General features: G+C 69.3%; 18 protein-coding genes and 1 pseudogene. 9 read left to right on the plus strand and 10 right to left on the minus strand.

Going from position 1 to position 20,456, the window contains the following annotated elements:
• Positions 1–7 precede the first annotated feature (7 nt).
• The gene (asd, locus tag ACI48D_RS12710) at positions 8–868 is read right to left on the minus strand and encodes an archaetidylserine decarboxylase (protein WP_435571575.1); all 861 of its coding nucleotides are present in this window, start codon (positions 866–868) and stop codon (positions 8–10) included.
• Positions 869–954: 86 nt separating this feature from the next.
• Between asd and ACI48D_RS12715 the strand changes: the two genes are divergently transcribed.
• The 8 genes from ACI48D_RS12715 to ACI48D_RS12750 all read left to right on the plus strand — a co-directional run bounded on the left by ACI48D_RS12715 (position 955) and on the right by ACI48D_RS12750 (position 9,212).
• Complete coding sequence (locus ACI48D_RS12715) at positions 955–1,383, plus strand: hypothetical protein (RefSeq protein WP_435571577.1); 429 nt, start codon at positions 955–957, stop codon at positions 1,381–1,383.
• A gap of 140 nt (positions 1,384–1,523) precedes the next feature.
• Complete coding sequence (locus ACI48D_RS12720; protein WP_435571578.1) at positions 1,524–3,173, plus strand: benzoate-CoA ligase family protein; 1,650 nt, start codon at positions 1,524–1,526, stop codon at positions 3,171–3,173.
• Entirely contained in the window at positions 3,170–5,572 is a 2,403-nt protein-coding gene (locus ACI48D_RS12725; RefSeq protein ID WP_435571579.1) for a bifunctional salicylyl-CoA 5-hydroxylase/oxidoreductase, read from the plus strand. Before ACI48D_RS12720 ends, ACI48D_RS12725 begins: the two co-directional genes overlap by 4 nt.
• On the plus strand, positions 5,572–6,327 hold the full coding sequence (locus tag ACI48D_RS12730; RefSeq protein ID WP_435571580.1) for an SDR family NAD(P)-dependent oxidoreductase: 756 nt from the start codon (positions 5,572–5,574) through the stop codon (positions 6,325–6,327). The genes ACI48D_RS12725 and ACI48D_RS12730 overlap by 1 nt, the downstream gene beginning before the upstream one ends.
• Positions 6,328–6,368: 41 nt before the next feature.
• Positions 6,369–6,779 (plus strand): MarR family winged helix-turn-helix transcriptional regulator, encoded by a 411-nt coding sequence (locus ACI48D_RS12735; RefSeq protein WP_435571599.1) that lies wholly within the window; start codon positions 6,369–6,371, stop codon positions 6,777–6,779.
• Positions 6,780–6,782: 3 nt separating this feature from the next.
• Complete coding sequence (locus tag ACI48D_RS12740) at positions 6,783–7,637, plus strand: enoyl-CoA hydratase family protein (RefSeq protein ID WP_435571581.1); 855 nt, start codon at positions 6,783–6,785, stop codon at positions 7,635–7,637.
• Between the two features lies 1 nt (position 7,638).
• Positions 7,639–8,817 carry an acyl-CoA dehydrogenase family protein gene (locus ACI48D_RS12745; protein WP_435571582.1) on the plus strand — a complete coding sequence of 393 codons (1,179 nt, stop codon included), beginning with the start codon at positions 7,639–7,641 and terminating at the stop codon, positions 8,815–8,817.
• Positions 8,817–9,212 carry a RidA family protein gene (locus ACI48D_RS12750; protein WP_435571600.1) on the plus strand — a complete coding sequence of 132 codons (396 nt, stop codon included), beginning with the start codon at positions 8,817–8,819 and terminating at the stop codon, positions 9,210–9,212. Before ACI48D_RS12745 ends, ACI48D_RS12750 begins: the two co-directional genes overlap by 1 nt.
• A gap of 1 nt (position 9,213) precedes the next feature.
• Here ACI48D_RS12750 and ACI48D_RS12755 read toward each other — a convergent pair whose 3' ends face one another.
• The 9 genes from ACI48D_RS12755 to ACI48D_RS12795 form a co-directional block, all read right to left on the minus strand.
• Positions 9,214–11,622, minus strand: a complete 2,409-nt coding sequence (locus ACI48D_RS12755) for a WD40/YVTN/BNR-like repeat-containing protein (protein ID WP_435571583.1) — start codon at positions 11,620–11,622, stop codon at positions 9,214–9,216.
• A gap of 209 nt (positions 11,623–11,831) precedes the next feature.
• Positions 11,832–12,263, minus strand: coding sequence for an HIT family protein (locus ACI48D_RS12760; RefSeq protein ID WP_435571584.1), 432 nt, complete (start codon positions 12,261–12,263; stop codon positions 11,832–11,834).
• Between the two features lie 60 nt (positions 12,264–12,323).
• Entirely contained in the window at positions 12,324–13,595 is a 1,272-nt protein-coding gene (locus ACI48D_RS12765) for a cyanophycinase (RefSeq protein WP_435571585.1), read from the minus strand.
• A gap of 91 nt (positions 13,596–13,686) precedes the next feature.
• Positions 13,687–14,589, minus strand: coding sequence for an EamA family transporter (locus tag ACI48D_RS12770; RefSeq protein ID WP_435571586.1), 903 nt, complete (start codon positions 14,587–14,589; stop codon positions 13,687–13,689).
• The gene (locus ACI48D_RS12775; RefSeq protein ID WP_435571587.1) at positions 14,586–15,818 is read right to left on the minus strand and encodes a TCR/Tet family MFS transporter; all 1,233 of its coding nucleotides are present in this window, start codon (positions 15,816–15,818) and stop codon (positions 14,586–14,588) included. Before ACI48D_RS12775 ends, ACI48D_RS12770 begins: the two co-directional genes overlap by 4 nt.
• 61 nt (positions 15,819–15,879) lie before the next feature.
• The gene (locus tag ACI48D_RS12780) at positions 15,880–16,545 is read right to left on the minus strand and encodes an HD domain-containing protein (protein ID WP_435571588.1); all 666 of its coding nucleotides are present in this window, start codon (positions 16,543–16,545) and stop codon (positions 15,880–15,882) included.
• Positions 16,526–17,212, minus strand: coding sequence for a ribonuclease HI family protein (locus tag ACI48D_RS12785; protein WP_435571589.1), 687 nt, complete (start codon positions 17,210–17,212; stop codon positions 16,526–16,528). Before ACI48D_RS12785 ends, ACI48D_RS12780 begins: the two co-directional genes overlap by 20 nt.
• A gap of 74 nt (positions 17,213–17,286) precedes the next feature.
• Positions 17,287–17,805, minus strand: a complete 519-nt coding sequence (locus ACI48D_RS12790; protein ID WP_435571590.1) for a YXWGXW repeat-containing protein — start codon at positions 17,803–17,805, stop codon at positions 17,287–17,289.
• 246 nt (positions 17,806–18,051) lie between these two features.
• On the minus strand, positions 18,052–18,279 hold the full coding sequence (locus tag ACI48D_RS12795) for a hypothetical protein (RefSeq protein ID WP_435571591.1): 228 nt from the start codon (positions 18,277–18,279) through the stop codon (positions 18,052–18,054).
• Positions 18,280–18,487: 208 nt separating this feature from the next.
• On the opposite strand from ACI48D_RS12795, the pseudogene ACI48D_RS12800 reads away from it, so the two are divergent.
• Positions 18,488–20,456 (plus strand): annotated as a pseudogene (locus tag ACI48D_RS12800) (penicillin-binding transpeptidase domain-containing protein); the annotation flags it as partial.

Consider the following 20,456-nt stretch of genomic DNA (forward strand, 5'->3'; position numbering starts at 1 on the left):
CTTCCGGTCAGGCCGGCGTGCCGACGAAATCGCCCATCTTCTCGCCCAGGCGCACGCTGCGCTCCGGCGCCCAGTCCTGGTTGAAGGCGATGGTATTCGCGCGGAACAGCATGACGATGGTCGAGCCGAGCAGGAAGCGGCCCATCTCTTCGCCCTTCTTCAGCACGATGTCCTGGTCGTCATAGCGCCACTCGCTGATCTTCTGCGGACGCTTCGGATTCACCACGCCGTGCCACACGGTGGCCATGCTGCCGACGATGGTCGCGCCCACCAGCACCATCACGAAGGGGCCATACTCCTCGGACTCGAACACGCAGACCACGCGCTCGTTGCGGGCAAACAGGTTCGGCACGCCGCGCGCCGTGGTCGGATTCACCGAGAACAGGGCGCCCGGCACATAGATCATGCGGGTCAGGCGGCCATCGCAGGGCATGTGCAGGCGATGGTAGTCCTTCGGCGACAAGTACAGGTTGGCGAAGCTGCCGTGGCGGAACTGCTTCGCCAGGTCGGCGTCGCCGCCCACCAGCTCGGTGGTGGTGAAGCGGTGGCCCTTGGCCTGCAGGATGTGGTGGTCGTCGATCGCGCCGAACTGGCTGATCGCGCCGTCGACCGGGCAGACGAAGGCGGCATCCGCCAGCGGCCGCACGCCGGCCTTCAGCGGGCGGGTGAAGAAATCGTTGAAGCTGGTGTAGCTGGCGATGTCGGCGTTCTCGGCTTCGGCCATGTTGACCCCGTACTTGCCGACGAACCAGCGGATCAGCCGGGTCGTGATCGAGCCGCCCTTGGCGCCGGCGACGCGGCCGGCGAAGGTCGTCAAGCGCTGCTTGGGCAGCAGGTATTGCGGCAGGACTTTAAGGCGATCGGACACGGTAAAACCTCGAATGAAAGATGTCCGATTATAACGGGCAGCTCGGCCCGTGGGTAAGTTGCTTTTTGACATTATTTTTACTCGGTATGCATATAAGACTGACCACGACCAACCTGGACCTGCGCGCCAGCCTGTCGCGCAACTGGTCGACGGTGGATTCGGTGCCGGGGCCGGACAAGCGCCTGGACGGCCAGACGCCGGTCTCAAGCACCCTCGGCGCCGACTACAAGACCGGTCCGCTGACGCTTGGCGGCAGCTATCTCTTCAAGAACGGCGGCTTGGTGCGGATTTCCGGCAACCAGCTCAGCTACCAGTCGGTGCGGCGCGACCTTGATTTGTATGCGCTGTGGAAGTTCACTCCGAAGCTGCAGCTGCGCGTGGCGACCAACAGCCTGCTGGCCCAGGACATCCTCAGCCAGAGCAGCTACATGACTCCGGGCGTGGGCACCCAGACCAGCCGCACGCTGAATCCGGTTCACCGCAGCGTGCGCGCGAACCTGGAGATGAAGTTCTAGGAGACCGGCGCGGGGCTTGGTTCGGCCAGGTCGAGGTGCAGGGCGGGCGCTCAATCACATCAAGGCGCTTGTGCCCGAATTGCTTTAGGCTTAAAGTATCTCCCGCATCCACCGACCGATTCTTTTCTCGGGAGCGCTTCATGACACGCTCATTGGCAAATTCAGCCGCTGCAGAGTCGAGTCCCTCGGCCTACGTCGACAGCTTCGCGCGGGACCATCTCCCGCCGCGCGGCGAATGGCCGGATTTCATCTTCGAGCTCCCCGAACTCCAGTATCCGGCGCGCCTGAACTGCGTGGCCGAGCTGCTCGACCGCCATGTGGCCGCGGGCCGCGGCGAGCGCACCGCCGTGCTGGGCGACCGGCTCACTTGGAGCTATGCCGAACTGCAGCGCCAGGTGGACCGCATCGCCCACGTGCTGCGCATCGACATGGGCCTGGTGCCGGGCCAGCGCGTACTGCTGCGTGGCGCAAATTGCCCGGCGATGGCGGCTGCCATCCTGGCCGTGCTGAAGGCCGGCCTGATCGCGGTGCCGACCATGCCGCTGCTGCGCGCGCGCGAGCTCGGCGTCATCATCGGCAAGGCGCAAGTGAACGCGGTGCTGTGCGCGCGGGCGCTGGCAGCGGAATTGGACACCGCGCTGGAACAGGTGGCGGATCGTCCGCCGGTGGTGTATTTCGACCACCCCGGCGATCCGGACAGCCTGGAAGCGCGCATGGCGCGGCACGAGGCACCGTTCGCGGCGCTGGAGACGGCCGCCGACGACGTCTGCCTGATCAGCTTCACCTCCGGCACCACCGGCATTCCGAAGGGCACCATGCACTTCCACCGCGACGTGCTGGCGATCTGCGACTGCTTTCCGAAGCACACGCTGGGAGTACGCGAGGACGACGTCTTCATCGGCACGCCGCCGCTGGCCTTCACCTTCGGCCTCGGCGGACTGCTGCTGTTCCCCTTGCGCGTGGGCGCGGCCGGAGTGCTGTTCGAGAAGCTCACGCCGGAAGGCCTGTTGGCGGCGATCGCACGCTTTCGCGCCACCGTGTGCTTCACGGCGCCGACCTTCTACCGCCAGATGACGCCGCTGGTGCCGCGCTACGAGCTGCAGTCGCTGCGCGCCTGCGTGTCGGCCGGCGAGGCGCTGCCGCTGGCCACCCGCGATGCCTGGAAGGCCGCCACCGGGATCGACATGATCGACGGGATCGGCGCCACCGAGATCCTGCACATCTTCATTTCCGCCAGCGGCGCCGAGATCCGGCCCGGCGCGATCGGCAAGCCGGTACCGGGCTATTCGGCCTGCATCCTCGATGCGAAGGGCGAGCCGGCCGGCCCCGGCGTGATCGGGCGCCTGGCCGTCAAGGGACCGACCGGATGCCGCTACCTGGCGGACCAACGCCAGCGCCAGTACGTGCTGAACGGCTGGAACCTGACCGGCGACGCCTTCGAGATGGACGCCGACGGCTACTTTTATTATCGCTCGCGCCTTGACGACATGATCATCTCGGCCGGCTACAACATCGCCGGCGCAGAGGTCGAGGACGTGCTGCTGCGCCACCCGGCGGTGGCCGAATGCGGCGTGGTCGGCCGGGCCGACGAGGAGCGCGGCCAGATCGTCGAGGCCCACGTGGTGCTCAAGCCGGGCACCGACGCGTCGCCGGAACTGGTGCGGGCGCTGCAGGACTTCGTCAAGGAGCATATCGCTCCCTATAAATATCCGCGCGCCGTGCGCTTCACCGACAAGCTGCCGCGCACCGAAACAGGCAAGCTGCAGCGCTTCAAACTACGCGAACCATGAATATTGTCTGCATTGGCGGCGGACCGGCCGGCCTGTATTTCGCCCTCCTGATGAAGAAGCAGGAGCCGGCGCACCGGGGCGCCGGCCGTCGCATTGTCGTGGTCGAGCGCAACCGGCCCTACGACACCTTCGGCTGGGGCGTGGTGTTCTCCGACCAGACCCTCGGCAATCTGGTGGCGAGCGACGAGCCGAGCGCGCGCGCCATCCTGCGGGCCTTCAATCACTGGGACGACATCGAGGTCTTTTATAAAGGCAGCCGCGTCACCTCGGGCGGCCACGGCTTCTGCGGCATCGGCCGCAAGCGCCTGCTCAACATCCTGCAGGCGCGCTGCGAGGAGCTGGGCGTGGAACTGGTATTCGAGACCGACGTGCAGGACGACCAGGCCATCGCCGAGCGTTACGGCGCCGACCTGGTGATCGCCGCCGATGGCCTGAACAGCCGCATCCGTACGCGCTATGCCGACACCTATCGGCCCTCGGTGGAGACGCGCCGCTGCCGCTTCGTGTGGCTCGGCACGAAAAAGAAATTCGACGCCTTCACCTTCGTGTTCAAGGAAACGGAGTACGGCTGGTTCCAGGCGCATATCTACCAGTTCGACGGCGACACCTCGACCTTCATCGTCGAGACCCCCGAGGAGGTGTGGCGCAAGGCCGGCCTGGCCGACATGCCCCAGATCGATGCCATCGCCTTCTGCGAGCGCCTGTTCGCCGAGCACCTGGACGGCCACCCGCTGCTGTCGAACGCCGGCCACCTGCGCGGCTCCGCCATCTGGATCGCCTTCCCGCGCATCGTCTGCGAGCAGTGGGTGCATTGGAACGGTGAGCTTCCGGTGGTGCTGATGGGCGATGCCGCGCATACGGCCCACTTCTCGATCGGCTCCGGCACCAAGCTGGCCCTGGAGGACGCGATCGAGCTGGCGCGCTGCTTTTCCGGCCGGCCGGACGACTTGCGGGCGCAGTTGGCCGATGCGCTGGCCGCCTACCAGGCCAGCCGCTCGGTCGAGGTGCTGAAGATCCAGTCGGCGGCGCGCAATTCGATGGAGTGGTTCGAGAACGTCGAGCGCTACAGCGCCCTTGAGGCGGAACAGTTCGCCTACTCGATGCTGACGCGCAGCCAGCGCATCTCGCACGAGAACCTGCGCCTGCGCGACCCCGGCTACGTGGCGGGCTTCGAGGACTGGTTCGCCCGGCGCGCCTGCGCGCAGGCCGGCGTCTCCTTGCCCGCGGGTGCGCGCGTGCCGCCGATGCTCACGCCCTGGCGCGTGCGTGAACTGGTGCTGAAGAACCGCATCGTGGTGTCGCCGATGGCGCAGTATTCGGCGGTCGACGGCGTGCCGGGCGACTACCACCTGGTGCACCTGGGCGCGCGCGCGCTGGGCGGCGCGGCGCTGGTGTTCGCCGAGATGACCTGCGTGTCGGCCGACGCCCGCATCACCCCGAGCTGCCCCGGCATGTACGCGCCCGCGCACACCGCGGCCTGGAAGCGCATCGTCGACTTCGTGCACGGCCAGACCGATGCCCGCATCGGCCTGCAGCTCGGCCACGCCGGCCCGAAAGGCTCGACGCGCGCGATGTGGGACGGGATCGACCAGCCGCTTCCCGAACATAACTGGCCCTTGATCGCGGCCTCCGACGAGCAGTACCTGCCGGGCGTGTCGCAGGTGGCGCGGGCGGCCACTCTCTCGGACCTGGAGCGGGTCGAAGCCGACTTCGTGCGCGCCACGCGGGCGGCCGGGGAGGCGGGCTTCGACTGGCTCGAGCTGCACTGCGCGCACGGCTATTTGCTGTCGTCCTTCATCTCGCCGCTGACCAACCGGCGCAGCGACGAATACGGGGGCAGCCTGGAAAACCGCTGCCGCTTTCCGGTACGCGTATTCCGCGCGATGCGGGCCGCCTGGCCGGCGGGTAAACCGATGAGCGTGCGGATCTCGGCCCACGACTGGGTCGAGGGCGGCATCACGCCCTCGGATGCGGTCGAGATCGCGCGCCTGTTCAAGGAAGCCGGCGCCGACATGATCGACTGCTCGTCGGGCCAGGTAAGCAAGCGGGAAAAGCCGGTGTTCGGCCGTATGTACCAGACCCCGTTCGCGGACCGCATCCGCAACGAGGCCGGCATTCCGACGATCGCGGTCGGTTCCATCTTCGAAGCCGACCACGCCAACAGCATCATCGCCGCCGGGCGCGCCGACCTGTGCGCGGTGGGGCGGCCGCACCTGGCGAACCCGGCCTGGACGCTGACGGAAGCTGCGAAGAACGGGTTTACGGCGATCGCCTGGCCGAAGCAGTACCTGGCCGGCAAGGCGCAACTCGAACGCCAGCTGGAGCGCGAACGCCAGCTGGCGGCCGCGAACGCCGGCTTGTCGCCGCAGCAGCTTGCGGCCCGGCTGCTGGAGGGCTGATGGACACGCTGCAAGGAAAACATGCCGTGGTGACGGGGGCCAGCCGCGGCATCGGCCTGGCGGTCGCGCGCAGGCTGCTGGCGGAGGGCGCGCGCGTGAGCCTGATGGCGCGCGACGCGGCCGCACTGGAAGCGGCGGCGGCCGGACTTGGCGGCGACGCTGCATGGCAGGTGGTGGACGTGGCCGACCAGGCCAGCGTGGCCGCGGCCTTCGCGCGCGCGGGCGCGGCCGACATCCTGGTCAACAACGCCGGCCAGGCCGCATCGGCACCGTTCTCCAGGACCGACGCCGCGCTGGGGCAGCGCATGCTGGACGTGAACCTGAGCGGTGCCTACCACTGCATCCAGGCGGCGCTGCCCGCCATGCTGGAGGCGGGCTGGGGACGCGTCGTCAACGTCGCCTCCACGGCCAGGCTCACGGGCTACCGCTACGTGGCCGCCTACTGCGCGGCCAAGCACGGGCTGGTCGGCCTCACGCGCGCGCTGGCGCTGGAGCTGGCGGGCAAGGGCATCACCGTAAACGCCGTGTGCCCGGGCTATACCGACACCGGCATCGTGCAGGAGGCGGTGGCCAACATCGTGCGCAAGACCGGTCGTTCCGAGGCGCAGGCGCGCGCGGAGCTGGCGGCCGGCAACCCGCAGGGGCGGCTGGTGCGTCCCGAAGAGGTGGCGCACGCCGTTGCCATGCTGTGCATGCCGGAGGCGTCGGCCCTGAACGGGCAGGCCATCGCGGTGGCCGGCGGGGAGCTCATGTGACGGCGCGCGAGCACCACCAGGCGCTCAAGCTGTGGCTGCGCATGATGGTCTGCACCACGCGGGTCGAGAGCGCGATCCGCAGCCGCCTGCGCATCACCTTCGGCATCACGCTGCCGCGCTTCGACATGATGGCCCAGCTGGAGCGCCAGCCGGAGGGATTGCGGATGGGCGAGCTGTCGAAGCGGATGATGGTCACCGGCGGCAACGTCACCGGCATCGCCGACCAGCTCGAGCGCGAGGGCCTGGTGGCGCGGGTGCCCGATCCGGCGGACGGGCGCGCCTTCGTGGTCAGGCTGACCCCGCTGGGGCAGGCCGCGTTTGCCGAGATGGCCGCCGTGCACGAAGGCTGGGTGGCGGAGCTGTTCCGCGACATCCCGGCCGCGGACAAGACCGCGATGATCGCGCTGCTGGACACGATGAAGCAGCAATTGAACGACAAAGAAAAGGAGTAGACCATGCGTTACCTGCAGGGCGACCCGCATTCGCTGCCGCGCAACCGCGCGCTGCTCGCCAGCTACCGCGCCGAGCATTTTCTCTACGAGGCCGCCGATGGCGTCGCCACCATCACCCTGAACCGGCCGGAGCGCAAGAATCCGCTGAGCTTCGATTCGTATGCGGAGCTGCGCGACCTGTTTCGCGCATTGGCCTACGCGGCCGACGTGAAGGCGGTGGTGATCGCCGGCGCGGGCGGGAATTTCTGCTCGGGCGGCGACGTCCACGAGATCATCGGACCGCTCACCAAGCTCGACATGCCCGGCCTGCTGGCCTTCACCCGCATGACCGGCGATACCGTGAAGGCGATGCTCGCCTGCCCGCAGCCGATCGTGGCGGCGGTGGACGGCGTCTGCGCCGGCGCCGGCGCGATCCTGGCGATGGCCTCCGACCTGCGCCTCGCGACTCCGCACACCAAAACCGCCTTCCTGTTCGCGCGCGTCGGCCTGGCCGGCTGCGACATGGGGGCCTGTTCGATCCTGCCGCGCCTGATCGGCCAGGGGCGGGCGGCGGAACTGCTGTACACCGGCCGCTCGATGTCGGCCGAGGAGGGCGAGCGCTGGGGCTTTTTCAACCGCCTGTGCGAACCGGACGCGGTGCTGGCCGAGGCCCGGCTGCTCGCGCGCGGCCTGGCCGAGGGCCCGAGCTTCGCGCACGGCATGACCAAGAAGATGCTGCAGCAGGAGTGGAATATGGGAATCGACCAAGCCATCGAGGCCGAGGCCCAGGCCCAGGCGATCTGCATGGCGACCAACGATTTCCATCGCGCCTACCACGCCTTCGTGGCGAAACAGAAGCCGGTGTTCGAAGGAGACTGAGATGGCGGACAAGTCCTACCTGGAGTGGCCCTTCTTCGACGGCCGCCACGTCGACCTCGAAGCGGCGCTCGACGAATGGGCGGCGCAGAACGTGCGTGGTGTGCACTCGCCGGACGTGGATGCCGACTGCCGCCGGCTGGTGCGCATGCTGGGTGAGGGCGGCTGGCTGCGCCATGCGATCGCGGGCGAGTCCCAGGCCGTCGATACGCGCGCGATCTGCCTGATCCGCGAGACCCTGGCGCGGCACAACGGACTGGCCGATTTCGCCTTCGGCATGCAGGGCCTGGGCTCGGGCGCGATCAGCCTGTTCGGCACCGAGGCCCAGCGCGAGCATTACCTGCCGCGGGTGGCGCGCGGCGAGGCGATCGCGGCGTTCGCGCTGTCGGAGCCCGCTGCCGGTTCGGACGTCGCGGCGATGGCATGCGCGGCACGCCAGGACGGCGACAGCTATGTGCTGGACGGCGAGAAGACCTGGATCTCGAACGGCGGGATCGCCGACTTCTACGTGGTGTTTGCGCGCACCGGCGAGGCGCCGGGCGCGCGCGGCATCAGCGCCTTCGTGGTCGACGCCGGCACGCCGGGCTTCGAGATCGCCGAGCGCATCGAGGTGATCGCGCCCCATCCGCTGGCGCGGCTGCGCTTCGATGCTTGCCGGGTGCCGGCGTCCCGGCGCATCGGCGCGGCCGGCCAGGGCTTCAAGGTGGCGATGGCGACCCTGGACGTGTTCCGCACCTCGGTGGCGGCGGCGGCGCTGGGCTTCGCCCGGCGCGCTTTCGACGAGGCGCTGGCGCATGCGACCAGCAGGCAGATGTTCGGCCAGCTCCTGTCGGACTTCCAGCTGACCCAGGCCAAGCTCGCGGAGATGGCGACCCGGATCGACGCCGGCGCGCTGCTGACCTACCGCGCCGCCTGGCAGCGCGACCGCGGCGCCAGGGTGACCAAGGAAGCGGCGATGGCGAAGATGACGGCGACCGAGTCGGCGCAGCAGGTGATCGACGCCGCCGTGCAGATGTTCGGCGGCCTGGGCGTCACCAGCGGCCACCCGGTCGAGCAGCTCTACCGCGAGATCCGTGCCCTGCGCATCTACGAGGGCGCGACCGAAGTGCAGCAACTGATCATCGCGCGCGAACTGCTGGGCCAAGCAAAGCAGGCAAGGGAAAACGAAGGGGAAACGCGATGATGGACATCCTCCAGCCCCCGGGCTGGCCGCGCCCGCGCGGCTATTCGAACGGCGTCGCGGCGAGCGGCCGCCAGGTGTTCGTGAGCGGGATGATCGGCTGGAATGCGGACGGCCGCTTCGACAGCGACGACTTCGCCCCGCAGGCGCGCCAGGCACTGCTGAACGTGGTGGAGGTGCTGCGCGAGGCCGGGGCGGGTCCCGAGCACATCGTGCGCATGAACTGGTACGTGGTCGACAAGCGCGAGTACCTGGCGGCATCCGCCGAGCTGGGCAATGCTTACCGCGAGATCATCGGCAAGCATTACCCGGCGATGACGGCCGTCGAAGTCCGCGCCCTGATCGAAGACAGGGCGCGGCTGGAGATCGAGGTGACGGCCGTCGTGCCGGAGGCCTAGATCAGCGCAGCGACAGGTCCCACACGCCGCGGCCGTAGGTCGAGGCGCGCAGGAAGCTGCCGTCGGCCGGCATGTACAGGTCGCTCACCTCGACGGTCGGCAGGCCGGCGCCGAACTGGCTCCAGCTGGCGCCACCGTTGGTGGTGCGGTAGACGCCCAGCCAGGTCGCCGCATACACGGTATTGCCGCTCAGGTCGTTCGGCGCCGCCAGCAGCTTCTGGATCGGCACGTTCGGCAGGCCGTTGCTGGCCGCCTGCCAGTGCGCGCCGTTGTCGGTCGACTTCACCACCCACACGCTCTGGCCGGTCGGGTTCTCCGAGGCGACATACAGCACCGAATTGTTGGCCCAGGCCACGCTGCTGTTGAAGCCGGAATGGCCGGGCACCAGGGTGTTGCGCATGAGCCAGCTTGCGCCGCCGTCGTTCGTCATCAGCAGCCTGCCGCCGGTCGACACCGCCGCCACGTGGTTCAGGTCGACCGGGCTGACCGCCACGCTATGCGACGCGCCGCGGATGTAGGTCGACGCCGTGCTGCCACGGAAGATCGGACGCCACGATGCGCCGGCGTCGTCGGTGCGGTAGATCAGGCTGGCCGTGTTGGTGAAGTAGGTCTTGCCGCCCGGGTCGGCCTGGGCGCTGGGCGTGGCGATCGGCGTCACGAAGTAGGCGTTGCAGGCGTTGATGCCGTTGTAGGTGCAGCTTGCATCGTCGAAGGCCGGGCCGGTCCATTTGCGCTGGATGTTCGGATCCATCTGCGAATAGTAGATGTAGCCGTAGACATAGCTGCCGAGCGCGGTCACATTGGTTTTTGACTGGCTCCAGCCGACGCCGAAGCCGTCGCCGCCGAAGCTCTGGTTGAACACGCTGGTGTTACCGGAACGGATCCGGGTGCCGTTGTCCTGCAGGCCGACTAGCACGCTGTTCGGATCGGACCCCGAGGTGGCCATCGAGTAGATGAGGTGATCCGCCAGGCCGGTGTTCTTCTGGTCGGTCCAGCTCTTGCCTTCATCGTAGCTGAGGAACAGGCCGCCGTCGGTACCGATCATCACGCGCTTCTTGCCGCCCGCGGTCGATACGACGGCGGTATGGTGGTCGGCGTGGGCGTACGGCAGGCCGAACTGCCCGAGCCAGTTGGTGAGCAGGCGCCAGGTCTTGCCGCCGTCGGTGGTCTTGCCGGTGTTGAGCTGGCCGCCCAGGTAGACGGTATTGCGCGACGGGTCGGTGGAGTCGACCACGATCATGTGGTTATAGAAGCCCTGGCCGCCCATCAGCTCCATGGTCGGGTTTTCCTCGTTCGGATTGACCGGCGCCTTGCTCTTCAGGCCGAGCGCGGTCCAGGTATAGCCGCCGTCGGCCGAGCGGTACAGGTCCTTCTGGTCGCAGCCGGCGTCGCACGAGCGCGCCGCGTAGGCGTAGACCACCGCATCGCCCGGCGCACCGACCGCGAGCGTGATGCGGCCGGCGCCGCCGGTCAGGTTCGGTGCCGACAGCGGCGTCCAGGTGACGCCGTCGCTGGACCGGTACAGCGTCGCCGGGCTGTAATAGCCCCTGGTGGCGACCGTCGCCAGCCAACCGACGTTGGTGCGCGCCAGGCTCCAGGCCCGGCCGGCGTTGAGCACGTTGGTGTAGGTGTTGCCGCCGTCCGCGGAGCGGAAGATGCCGGTATCGGTCGCCACCAGCACGACGTCCTTGGTGCCGCGGCTGTCGACCTTGACGTCCGTGACCATGCCCGAGTTGCCGAGGAAGACGAAGGGCGACCAGCTGTTGCCGCCATCGGTGGTCTTCAGCATGGCGCCGCCGACGATCGGAATGCCGTCGAAGGGGTCGCCGGTGCCGTAGTACAGGGTCTGCGGGTCGCGGCCGAGGGCGGCGGCGCCGCCGCTGGTGGTGATGACCTTGTCGGTGATCGGGCTCCAGGTCGGGTAGGGCGCTTCGAAGTTGCTGGTCTTCCAGATGCCGCCCGAGGACGACAGCAGGTAGACGGTATTCGGGTCGGTCGGGTGCGGCAGGATGTTGCGCAGGCGTCCGCTGTCGGTCACGCTCAGCTTGATCCCGTTCTCGGTCTTGACGGCACGGGTGGGGCCGATGGACTGCCACTGCGGCACGCCGGCGGGCGGCGTGGCGCCGGGAGCCAGTTGCGGATAGGTGCTGCGCTGCTTCGCCCATTCCTGTGCCATGCGGCGCGAGAAATCGGCGGGCACGGTCGCGCCATAGCGCGCCTTGAGCCATTCGAGCCGGCCCATGACGGTCGGACGCGCCTCCTCGTCGCCGCCCGCGCTCTGGAAGGAACGGAAATCCTGGGTACTGCGGTAGCCGCTGTCATCCGTGGCGGTTTGTGCCTGTGCCACGGATGCCGCGCCGGCTGCGGCGATGATTACGCCGAGCCATTTACTTGGGAGTAATGAAGCCATCATGTCTCCTAACCGGGTTAGTTATCGTTGTCCGCATACAGTAGAACTACCGTAGATGCGGAACTGACGAGGCTACTCCGATCAAGCCCATGCGTTCCGAAAGTTTTCGTGAAATATGACAAAAAAGCAACTCATCCGTAAACGGAGATCGGATATGCATGCACGATTGACAGATGACAGAGCGCGAGTACCTGGCAGCGTAGCCCCGGTCAGGCAGTGCCGGTCGGCAAGGCGGCAATGATCCGTGCTGCGATCTCGCGAAGCCTGCCGGGGTCCGCGGCAAGCTGTGCATGCGGCCTCAGGGGTTCCGCCGCCTGTCTCGGTATGATATGAAAATGCACATGGGGCACGGTCTGGCCCGCCGCGCTTCCGTTAAATTGGGCAATCATGACGCCGGGCGAATTCAGCGCGGCCTTGACCGCGGTCGCCACGCGCCGGGTGGTGCGAATGCACGCCGCGGCGCTCTCTTCGGACAGCTCGAAGATCTCGGCAGCGGCTTCTTTCGGGATGACGAGAACGTGCCCGTCGGCTTGCGGCATGATGTCCATGATCGCAATGGTGGCATCGTCTTCGTACACCCTGATCGAGGGAAGTTCGCCGCGCAGGATGCGGGCGAACGCGTTCTGGGAATCGTAGGTCATGTGTAGTGGAACCTCAATAAATGCAGCAGGGCCGCAGCTTGCGCGCGGCCCCGCATCGTCTTAGTGAACCGAACTGCCCAGCACCGCGCCACCCGAGGTCCCGTAATAATACGGACCATTCAGCGATGAGCCGTCGCCATAGGTCTGCACCGCCTGCGACGCCCAGTTCGAGGTATTGAAGAAGGCGCTCGCCTTGAAGCTGTACTGCGGCGCGCTGGCATAGGGCGACGGCTTGCTTGGCTGCGCGCTCAGGCGATACACCTGGATGCCGCTGTTGTCGACCAGCGGCTTGCCGGCCACGCATTGCGTCGGCGCACTGGTGTATTTCACGAAGTAGGCGGAATTCTGGGCCGTGTAGAGCGAGCTGCTGTTCTCGGCGTTGTACGGATTCGCCACCAGTTCCGCTTTCGCGGCCCCCGCTGCGCCGGAGATCAGCACCGCGGTCTCTTCGTCGATGCCGATGCCGCCCACGTCGCCGACATTCGCCACGCCGCCGGTGCAGCCCTTGCCGATCCTTGCCACGAAGGAGAACAGGCGTCCGAGCCGGTCGCGCGTGTTGAAATGCGGGTCGGTGATGATGTTGCCCAGCGTCGGCACAGTCAGGAAGCTGCCGGTCTGGACGAACTTCTTCGACGCGGTATTCAGCGGATCGATCGTCACGTAGCGGTTGAACGGATCGCTCAGGGCCGCGGGGGAGTCTACCGCGCCGTTCAGCGCGGCGAAGGCGTACTGGCCCAGCATGGCCGTGCCGGCGCTGGTGCCGCCGACCGGAATGCCGGCCGCCACCGCTTTCTGGATGAGATTGTTCAGCGAGGTGCTTTGCCAGTCATTGTAGTAATCCGCCTGGTCGCCGCCGGCGATGAAGATGGCGCTGGCCCGCCCGACGACCTTCAGCACGAAGGGATCCTCGGCCGCGGCGCGATTCGGGATCACCAGGGTTTCGACGGACGTCAGCCCGAGGTCGGCGCCGCCCACCATCTCGTAGCCTTTCGGGCTGGTCGGGTCGACTTGCCCGAGGCGGCTGTAGATATACGGGTTGTAGGCGTCGGTGCCGGTCGCGCGGATGATCACGAAGCGTCCGCCCGTGGCTTTCGTGACGCCGGCGCGGGCGATCATCCAGCGGAAGGCTTCGCCGACGTCATAGCCGCCGCCGACCAGGGCGATCGACGGGCTGCATGAATCTTTGCTACAGGAAACCGGGGTGGCGGAGACCTTCGGATTGTCGGGATTCCCGAGATACGAATAGGTATAGCCTTTCGTCGCCGTCGCTGCGTTCGATGCGCTTGCGAGCAGGAAAAATGAGGCGCACAGGGCGCTGTGTCGAACCTTCATGGAACCTCCGTCGGAAAAGTGGAGCGCATCGCAACGCGCTTGTCGGGCCTGCTCGAGACCATAAGGTATTATTGCTTTCCCGGCAACCCGTTCAGGCCAGGCGCATGGCTACCGCACCACAGGCGATCAGGCCGGCCGCCACCAGGCGCCAGGCTCCGACCCTTTCGCGCAGGAACAGCGCGGCGATCGCGGTGGCGAACAGAATCGAGGTTTCGCGCAGGGCGGCGATGGCGGCCACCGGCGCCAGCGTCATCGCCCACAGCGCGATGCCGTAGGAGCCGAGCGTGCTGACCCCGCCCAGCGGCAGCAGCAGCGGGCGCGCGCCGGCCAGGCGCAGCAGCTCGCGCCGGCGCCCGCGCGCGGCCCACGCCGTCACCGCGCTGCCGGTCAGCAGGAAGATCCACATCGTGTAGGCGGCCGGCGCGCCGGAGCGGCGCACGCCGGCGCCGTCGATCATGGTGTACAGCGCGATCACGCAGGCGGTCGCCAGCGCGAACGCCGTTGCGCGGCGCTGGCTGCGCCGTGCCTGCGGCGCGTGCGGCGTGCGCGTGCCCAGCAGCATCGCCAGCACGCCGCCGCAGATCAGGCAGATGGCGATCCACTGCGCGCCGTTCAGGCGTTCGCCGGTCAGCACGCCGTTCACCAGCGCCACCAGCAGCGGCGCGCTGCCGCGCATCAGCGGGTAGGCGTGGCTCATGTCGCCGTGCGCGTAGGTTTCGATCAGGAGCAGGTGATAGGCCACCTGGGCCACGCTGGAGGCGGCGATGAAGGGCCAGCTGGCGGGTGCCGGCGCGGCCGTGAAGGGAAGCAGCAGGGCGCTGGCCAGCGCGCCGCCGGCCACCACCAGCACCATCGGCGGCAAGGGGTCGTCCGGCGGGCCGCCTTGCCGGGCGCGGCCCTTGACCAGCGCATTCCAGGTCGCGTGCAGCAGCGCGGCGCCCAGCACCGCCGCGATCACGAAGGGCGGGATCGCCGCCGTCACGCCCGCCGTCACGTCTGCTTGTGGCTGCGGAAGTAGCGGCGCGCCACGACGATCGCCAGTGCCTGCATCGCCGCGCACACGAAGAAGGGGCCGCCGACGCGCCAGTCCTGCGGCGGCAGGTGGCTGGCCGCGCCGAGGATGAAAGTGCCAAGCAGCGGCATCAGGATCACGCCCAGGCTGCCGACCGATTGCAGGGAGCCCATCAGCTCTCCCTGTTCGCCGGGGCCGGCGGTCTTCGAGATGATGCCTTGCAGGGCGGGGCCGGCGGCGAAGGCCAGCAGGTTGCACAGGATGAACACGTACATCATCCAGCCCTGGGTGGCGAGCGCGTACAGCATGTAGGTGACGGCGCCCGAGGCCAGCCCGAGCAGCGACAGCCGCACTTCGCCAAAGCGCCGGATCAGCGCCGCCAGCAGGCCGGCCTGGACCACGATGCTGGCGACGCCGACGCAGAACATGGCGATGCCGTTGTCGCGCGGGGTCCAGCCGAAGCGGAAGGTGGTGTACAGCACCCAGGTCGACTGCAGCATCATTTGCGCGAAGGTGACCAGCACGACCACCACCACCAGGCCGCGGATCTCGCGGCGGCGCGCCAGCCGCGCCAGGCCGCCAAAGGGATGGATGTCCGAAAAGCGGAACGGCTTGCGGTTCCCGGGCGGCAGCGACTCCGGCACCGCCAGGAAGCCGTACACGAAGTTGGCGGCCGACAGCCCGGCGGCGACGTAGAAGGGGAGGTGCAGCGAGATGTTGCCGAGCAGGCCGCCGAGCATCGGGCCGCAGACGAAGCCGAAGCCGAAGGCCGCGCCGATCTTGCCGAAGCTCTTCGCCCGGTCCTCGGGGCCGGTGACGTCCGAGGCATAGGCCATCGCGACCGACATGCTGGCCGAGGAAGCGCCGCCGATGACCCGGCCGATGAACAGGCAGGCCAGGTTCGGCGCCCAGGCCGTGGTCAGGAAGTTGATGCCCATCCCGGCCATCGAATACAGCATGACGGGGCGGCGCCCGAGGCGGTCGCTGGCGGCGCCGACCATCGGCATGAACAGGAACTGCATCAGCCCGAACACGGCCGACAGGATCCCGTACCAGAACGCCTGCTGTTCGCGTCCGTGGACGAATTCGCCCACCAGCGCCGGCAGCACCGGCACGATCAGGCCGATGCCCAGCATGTCGATGAACACGCAGATCAGGACGAAGTTCAGGTTGCCGGCCTTGGCCTTGGCGAGGGTGGCGGTGCTGGTCATGGGATCGCCGTCGCAATGTCGAAAAATCCTATGGTAGCACTGTTGCCTGAAGGTTAATCCATCAGTTGATCCCATTCCACTCGGCGGCAAACGCGGCCCTGAATTCCATCAGCATCGCCAGGCGTTGCTCGCCCAGCCGGCGCCCGGCCTCGGTTTGCATCATGCCCGGCAGGCGCGCCAGCTTGAGCGGGATGTGGTCGAGCGAATAGGCCTGGTCGTCGAGCGGGCGCGCCATCCCCAGCGGGTCGCTGCCGTGCGCCAGCCCGCTGCCCATCCGGCCGGCGATGTAGAACATGCGCGCCAGCCCGACCGCGCCGAGGCCGTCGAGGCGATCGGCGTCCTGCACGATGCGCGCTTCAAGGCTGCGCGGGACGATCCCGGCCGAGAAGCTGTGGGCCTCGATCGCGTGCGTCACCGCGTCCAGCTTCTGCGCCGGGAAGCCGAGCGCGGCGAGCCGCTCGCGCGCCAGTTCGGCCGAGCGGCGCGAGGCGCTGGCGCGGGCCGGATCGTTCTTCGGCAGGTTGACCAGGTCGTGCAGGTAGCAGGCGGCCAGCACCACCAGCGCGTCGGCTTCGGGGTAATCGTTCAGCAAGGACCGGGCATTGCGCCAGACGCGCTCGAGGTGGTTGGCGTCGTGGGCGCCGTCCAGGTCGCCGGCGGCGCATTCCTTGGCGAGGGCGGCCAGGCGCGTACGCCAGGCTTCGGAGTCAAGCTGATTGTTCTGCATCGATGTCGGCAATGGGTGAAAGTGCGAACGCGCGCTGCGACAGCGCGTCCGCCTGGGTGTTCTTGTGGCGCGGCACCCAGCGCAGCGCCAGGCCGTCGATCCGGGCCATCAGGGCGCGCGCCGTGGCGCGGTAGGCATGCAGGGACGGCGCGGCGAGCGCGTCCGGGCCGCTCACGTCGCCGATCACGACCTGGCTGTCGCCGTACACCGTCAGGCTGGACACGCCGCGCGCGACGGCCGCTTCCAGCAGGGCGATCAGGGCGAGGTACTCGGCCTCGCTGCTGTTGCCGTAGCCGGCCGCCTGGGCGATCTCGACGGCGCCGCCGGGACCCTCCAGACGTGCACCGATGCCGCAGCGGCCGGGGTTCGGACGGGCCGAGCCGTCGAACCAGGCGCGCCAGGTACTGGGAGCGCCATCGTGACGCCGGGCCTGGCGTGCGCGCGCCTCGGCCCGGACGGCGTCGCGCGCCGCGCTGCGCCCGGCTTGCGCGAGCTGGTCGGCGGCGCGGGCCGCCACCAGGGCGGCCAGGCCCGCCTTGCCGGCCTTGAGTTCGAGCGTGCGGCGGAGGGCTTGCTCGTCGGACAGGCCGGAGGCGGCGGCCAGGCGCCGGCTGGCCGCGCGTTCGCCCTTGTAGGCGATCTGTTGAAGACGGAAAAGCTCAATCATGCCGGCAGGATACCCGAAAACGACAAAAGCGCCGGCGAAACGGCGCTTTTGCGGTGGAACTCAGGCGGCGCGGATCAGCGGCGCCACGGGTTGTCCGGACGGCGGTCGTAGCGGTTCGGGACACCGTCGCCGTCGCGGTCCCAGCCGCGCTGATGCTCGTAGCGGTCCGGGATGCCGTCGCGGTCGCGGTCCCAGCCGCCGCGGTGCTCGTAGCGGTCGGGGATGCCGTCACGGTCGCGGTCCCAGCCTCGCTCATAGACCCGGCCGTAGCCGCGGTCGCCGCCGTAGGCCGTCCAGCGGGCCGGCGCCATGTACCAGCCGCCATTGTTCTGGTACCAGACCGGTGCATTGTAGGCATAGCCCGGGCGTTCCACGACCCAGTAGCCCGGCGCCCAGACGTGGCGGTGGCCGTTCCAGTTCCAGTAGCCGGGCGCCCACACATAGCCGGGGCGCAGCGCCGGCACACGCTCATATACCGGCGCCGGTGGTGCAGTGCCGATGTAGAGGCTGACGTTGCTCGCGGCAAGCGAGGGCAGCGGGGCGGCGGCGGCGCCGGCGAGGATCAGGGCGGCAAGGGCAAGGGTGCGTTTCATGTTTGGTCTCCAGTCCGGTACGGATCAAGATGCGTTGCGACGAGTTGACTATAGCTCGCTGTGCCGCGGCTGTGCGTGCCTGAAAAAGTCGCTTACATCTGAAACAGAATTCGGCCGTTTGCCGATGCCTGGCGGCTACACTGAGGGGATCGAAGAGGCGGGAAAGGAGTTGCAGGGACTGAAGGACGAGGGTTCAGCCGGCCGCGGGCGGGTGCCTAGGAAGGAAGCGCCCGCGGTCGCCGTGGATCAAGTGCGGCTCCCGGCACGCTCAGCCTCCAGCGACTGGCGTTTTTCGGTGTCGGTCATGCGCTTGGCGCTGACGTGCACGACCGGCATGCCGGGCTGGATCGCCGCCGCGGCGCGGACCGGCACGCCGGCCTCGGCCGGCGGAATCGCATCGATCGCCACGCTGGCCACGCCGGCGACGCTGAGCGACAACAGGAAGGCGGCTTCCATGTGCTTGAGGACGTTCATGATGGTTCTCCTTTCGTGACGGGTGGTGAAGCGCTTGTCGATGTGTGCACTGTATCCGGGCGACGATCAGGTCTCCAGCGGCTTGCGACAGGCCGCAAAAAATGCGGGATGAAGTGCGAAATTCCGCCGCCGAAGCTGCGCCGGATCCGTGCAGCTTTTCCCCTTCCCCCGGCTAGGGCCGCCTGACACATCAAGCGGGAGAACGGGCATGATCGGAGCGGTGGTCGGGGCACTGGCGGCGGGGCAGGCGCGCTGGCGGCGCGCGCGCAACCTGCGGGCGGGATGGGCGCGCATGCGGCCCGATGCACGCCCGGCCGCGCGGACGCAGGCGCAGGCTCAGGCGCCGGCGCCGGCGGCCGCGGCGCCGTCGCGTCCCGCCGCGCTGCGCCGGCTGGGCGTGGCCTGCTGCCTGCTGGCCCTGGGCGGCGGCGCCGTGATAGCCGTGCATGCGCGCTGGATTGCGGCCTCGGGCGAAGCGGTGGCCGGCCCGGCCGGGCCGGTGGCGCTGCGGCCGGTCCTGCCGGGCGCCGCGTTCACGGTGCCGCCCGGCCCGGCGGCTGTGCTCGAAGCGCACGGCGATGCCGCGCTGCTGATCCTGTCCGGTCTCCGCCCCGAGCCGGCCCGCCACATCGACCTGTGCAGCCAGATGCTCGACCCCGCCAAAGGGCGCCTGCTGCCGCTGCGGATCGGCGTGCGCTTCGACGAGGTCGCGGCGCTGGCGGCCCGCAATGCGCAGGCGGCCAAGCCGGTCCTGCTGCGTAACGTGGTGCTGGCCGAGGAGGCCATGCCGCGCATCCAGCTGAGCGGCAGCGTCGCCGCGCCCGAGCTGCGCTGGGAAGGCCAGGCCGCGCGCTGGGTCGGCGACCAGGGCGCCACCGCGTACCGGGCGGCGTCCTCCGGGCAGGCCAGGCTGGGGCGCCAGGCCTGGCTGCTGTGGGACCGGCATGCGCTGCGCTTCCTGCGCCGCCCGCACGCATCCTGCGCCGCGGGCGAGCTGGTGCTGCAACTGTACCGGCCGGCCGCGCCGGCACCTGCGCAGGGCAGTGTGCGCGCGCTGGCGGTGGCGTTTCCGGCGGCGGGGACGGCGGTCGAAACCTGGCTTGCGCCGGGCGATTACCGCGTACCGGCGGCACCCGCGACCGCGATGGAAGACCAGCGCCTGTTCGACAGCCTGGCAGCGCGTGGCCTGCTGCGGCTTGGCGCCGGCGGGCTGGCCGAGCTGGCTCCGCCCGACCTGGCCGCCTGGCGCGCGCAGGGCAAGACCGGCTGGGACCAGGTCGCCATCGATGCCGATACGCTGCGCCTGCTCGAACGTTTGTACCGCCACGCCGACGGCGACTTCGTGCGCGAGCAGGTCCGCATCTTCAACAGCGAACGCCGGCTGCTGGCCTGGCGCCTGCGCCCGGCAGGCGAGGCCGGACGCTGGCAGGCCGAGGCGGATGGGGCCCCGGCGCCGCTGGCCCGCGACCTGCCGGCCGCGGCGACCCGCTTGTTCGCGCGCCTGCCGCAGGGCTGGGGCGGCTGGCAGCGGGTGGCGGCCTGGCCGCTCGGCGGCGAGGGCGCACGGCTGCGGCTGCGGCTGCCGGCCGCCGCGGCCGACGGCGCCACGATCCAGCTGCTGCTGGTGGGCCGCCTGCGTGGCCTGACGGGCGCGCGGCTGGTGTCGGCGGCGCCGGCCTGCGGCGGACGCGCCTGCACGCGGCCGGACCAGGTGCAGCTGCTCGAGCTGGCGCCGGAACCCGGCGCGCAGGAGCTGGCGCTGGATGCCGCGCCGCTCGGCATGGACGCGCTGGCGGCGCCGGGCGATGCGCGCTACCGTCACATCGTGTTGAAGGACGGCGCCCTTGCGTGGCAGGCGCTGCCGGCCGGGCAGGGAGGACGTGCGCCGGCCAGGGCCGAGGTGGCGCTGGTCGACCGCCGCGGCCGCAGCCTGTGGATCGATGGCGCCCCGAGCGAAGCGGCGCGCCTGGCCGGACTGGCGCCGCTGCTGGGCGTGCGGGCCGGGCATGCCGGCAGCGTGTCCGGCATGCTGGCGCGCTTGCCGGGCAGCGGCGGCCACCATGCCACCTTGACCCTGGACCTCGATCTGCAGGCGGCGGCCCAGGCGGCGCTCGACTGCATCGCCATGCGCCGCGGCGCCTGGGAGAACGGCCGCTGCAGTGGCGGGACCGCTGCGC

Origin of the sequence: Massilia sp. LXY-6 (assembly GCF_051233485.1) — a bacterium.
Taxonomy (GTDB): Bacteria; Pseudomonadota; Gammaproteobacteria; order Burkholderiales; family Burkholderiaceae_D; genus Telluria.

What these genes read in the sequence shown, in the direction of transcription:
- ACI48D_RS12715 (WP_435571577.1), top strand. Translation starts at nt 955, where the DNA reads ATGCATATAAGACTGACCACGACCAACCTGGACCTGCGCGCCAGCCTG.
- ACI48D_RS12780 (WP_435571588.1), bottom strand. Translation starts at nt 16,545, where the DNA reads ATGCAGAACAATCAGCTTGACTCCGAAGCCTGGCGTACGCGCCTGGCC.
- ACI48D_RS12720 (WP_435571578.1), top strand. Translation starts at nt 1,524, where the DNA reads ATGACACGCTCATTGGCAAATTCAGCCGCTGCAGAGTCGAGTCCCTCG.
- ACI48D_RS12755 (WP_435571583.1), bottom strand. Translation starts at nt 11,622, where the DNA reads ATGGCTTCATTACTCCCAAGTAAATGGCTCGGCGTAATCATCGCCGCA.
- ACI48D_RS12750 (WP_435571600.1), top strand. Translation starts at nt 8,817, where the DNA reads ATGGACATCCTCCAGCCCCCGGGCTGGCCGCGCCCGCGCGGCTATTCG.
- ACI48D_RS12760 (WP_435571584.1), bottom strand. Translation starts at nt 12,263, where the DNA reads ATGACCTACGATTCCCAGAACGCGTTCGCCCGCATCCTGCGCGGCGAA.
- ACI48D_RS12735 (WP_435571599.1), top strand. Translation starts at nt 6,369, where the DNA reads ATGATGGTCTGCACCACGCGGGTCGAGAGCGCGATCCGCAGCCGCCTG.
- ACI48D_RS12725 (WP_435571579.1), top strand. Translation starts at nt 3,170, where the DNA reads ATGAATATTGTCTGCATTGGCGGCGGACCGGCCGGCCTGTATTTCGCC.
- ACI48D_RS12795 (WP_435571591.1), bottom strand. Translation starts at nt 18,279, where the DNA reads ATGAACGTCCTCAAGCACATGGAAGCCGCCTTCCTGTTGTCGCTCAGC.
- ACI48D_RS12765 (WP_435571585.1), bottom strand. Translation starts at nt 13,595, where the DNA reads ATGAAGGTTCGACACAGCGCCCTGTGCGCCTCATTTTTCCTGCTCGCA.
- ACI48D_RS12740 (WP_435571581.1), top strand. Translation starts at nt 6,783, where the DNA reads ATGCGTTACCTGCAGGGCGACCCGCATTCGCTGCCGCGCAACCGCGCG.
- ACI48D_RS12730 (WP_435571580.1), top strand. Translation starts at nt 5,572, where the DNA reads ATGGACACGCTGCAAGGAAAACATGCCGTGGTGACGGGGGCCAGCCGC.
- ACI48D_RS12775 (WP_435571587.1), bottom strand. Translation starts at nt 15,818, where the DNA reads ATGACCAGCACCGCCACCCTCGCCAAGGCCAAGGCCGGCAACCTGAAC.
- ACI48D_RS12785 (WP_435571589.1), bottom strand. Translation starts at nt 17,212, where the DNA reads ATGATTGAGCTTTTCCGTCTTCAACAGATCGCCTACAAGGGCGAACGC.
- ACI48D_RS12745 (WP_435571582.1), top strand. Translation starts at nt 7,639, where the DNA reads ATGGCGGACAAGTCCTACCTGGAGTGGCCCTTCTTCGACGGCCGCCAC.
- ACI48D_RS12790 (WP_435571590.1), bottom strand. Translation starts at nt 17,805, where the DNA reads ATGAAACGCACCCTTGCCCTTGCCGCCCTGATCCTCGCCGGCGCCGCC.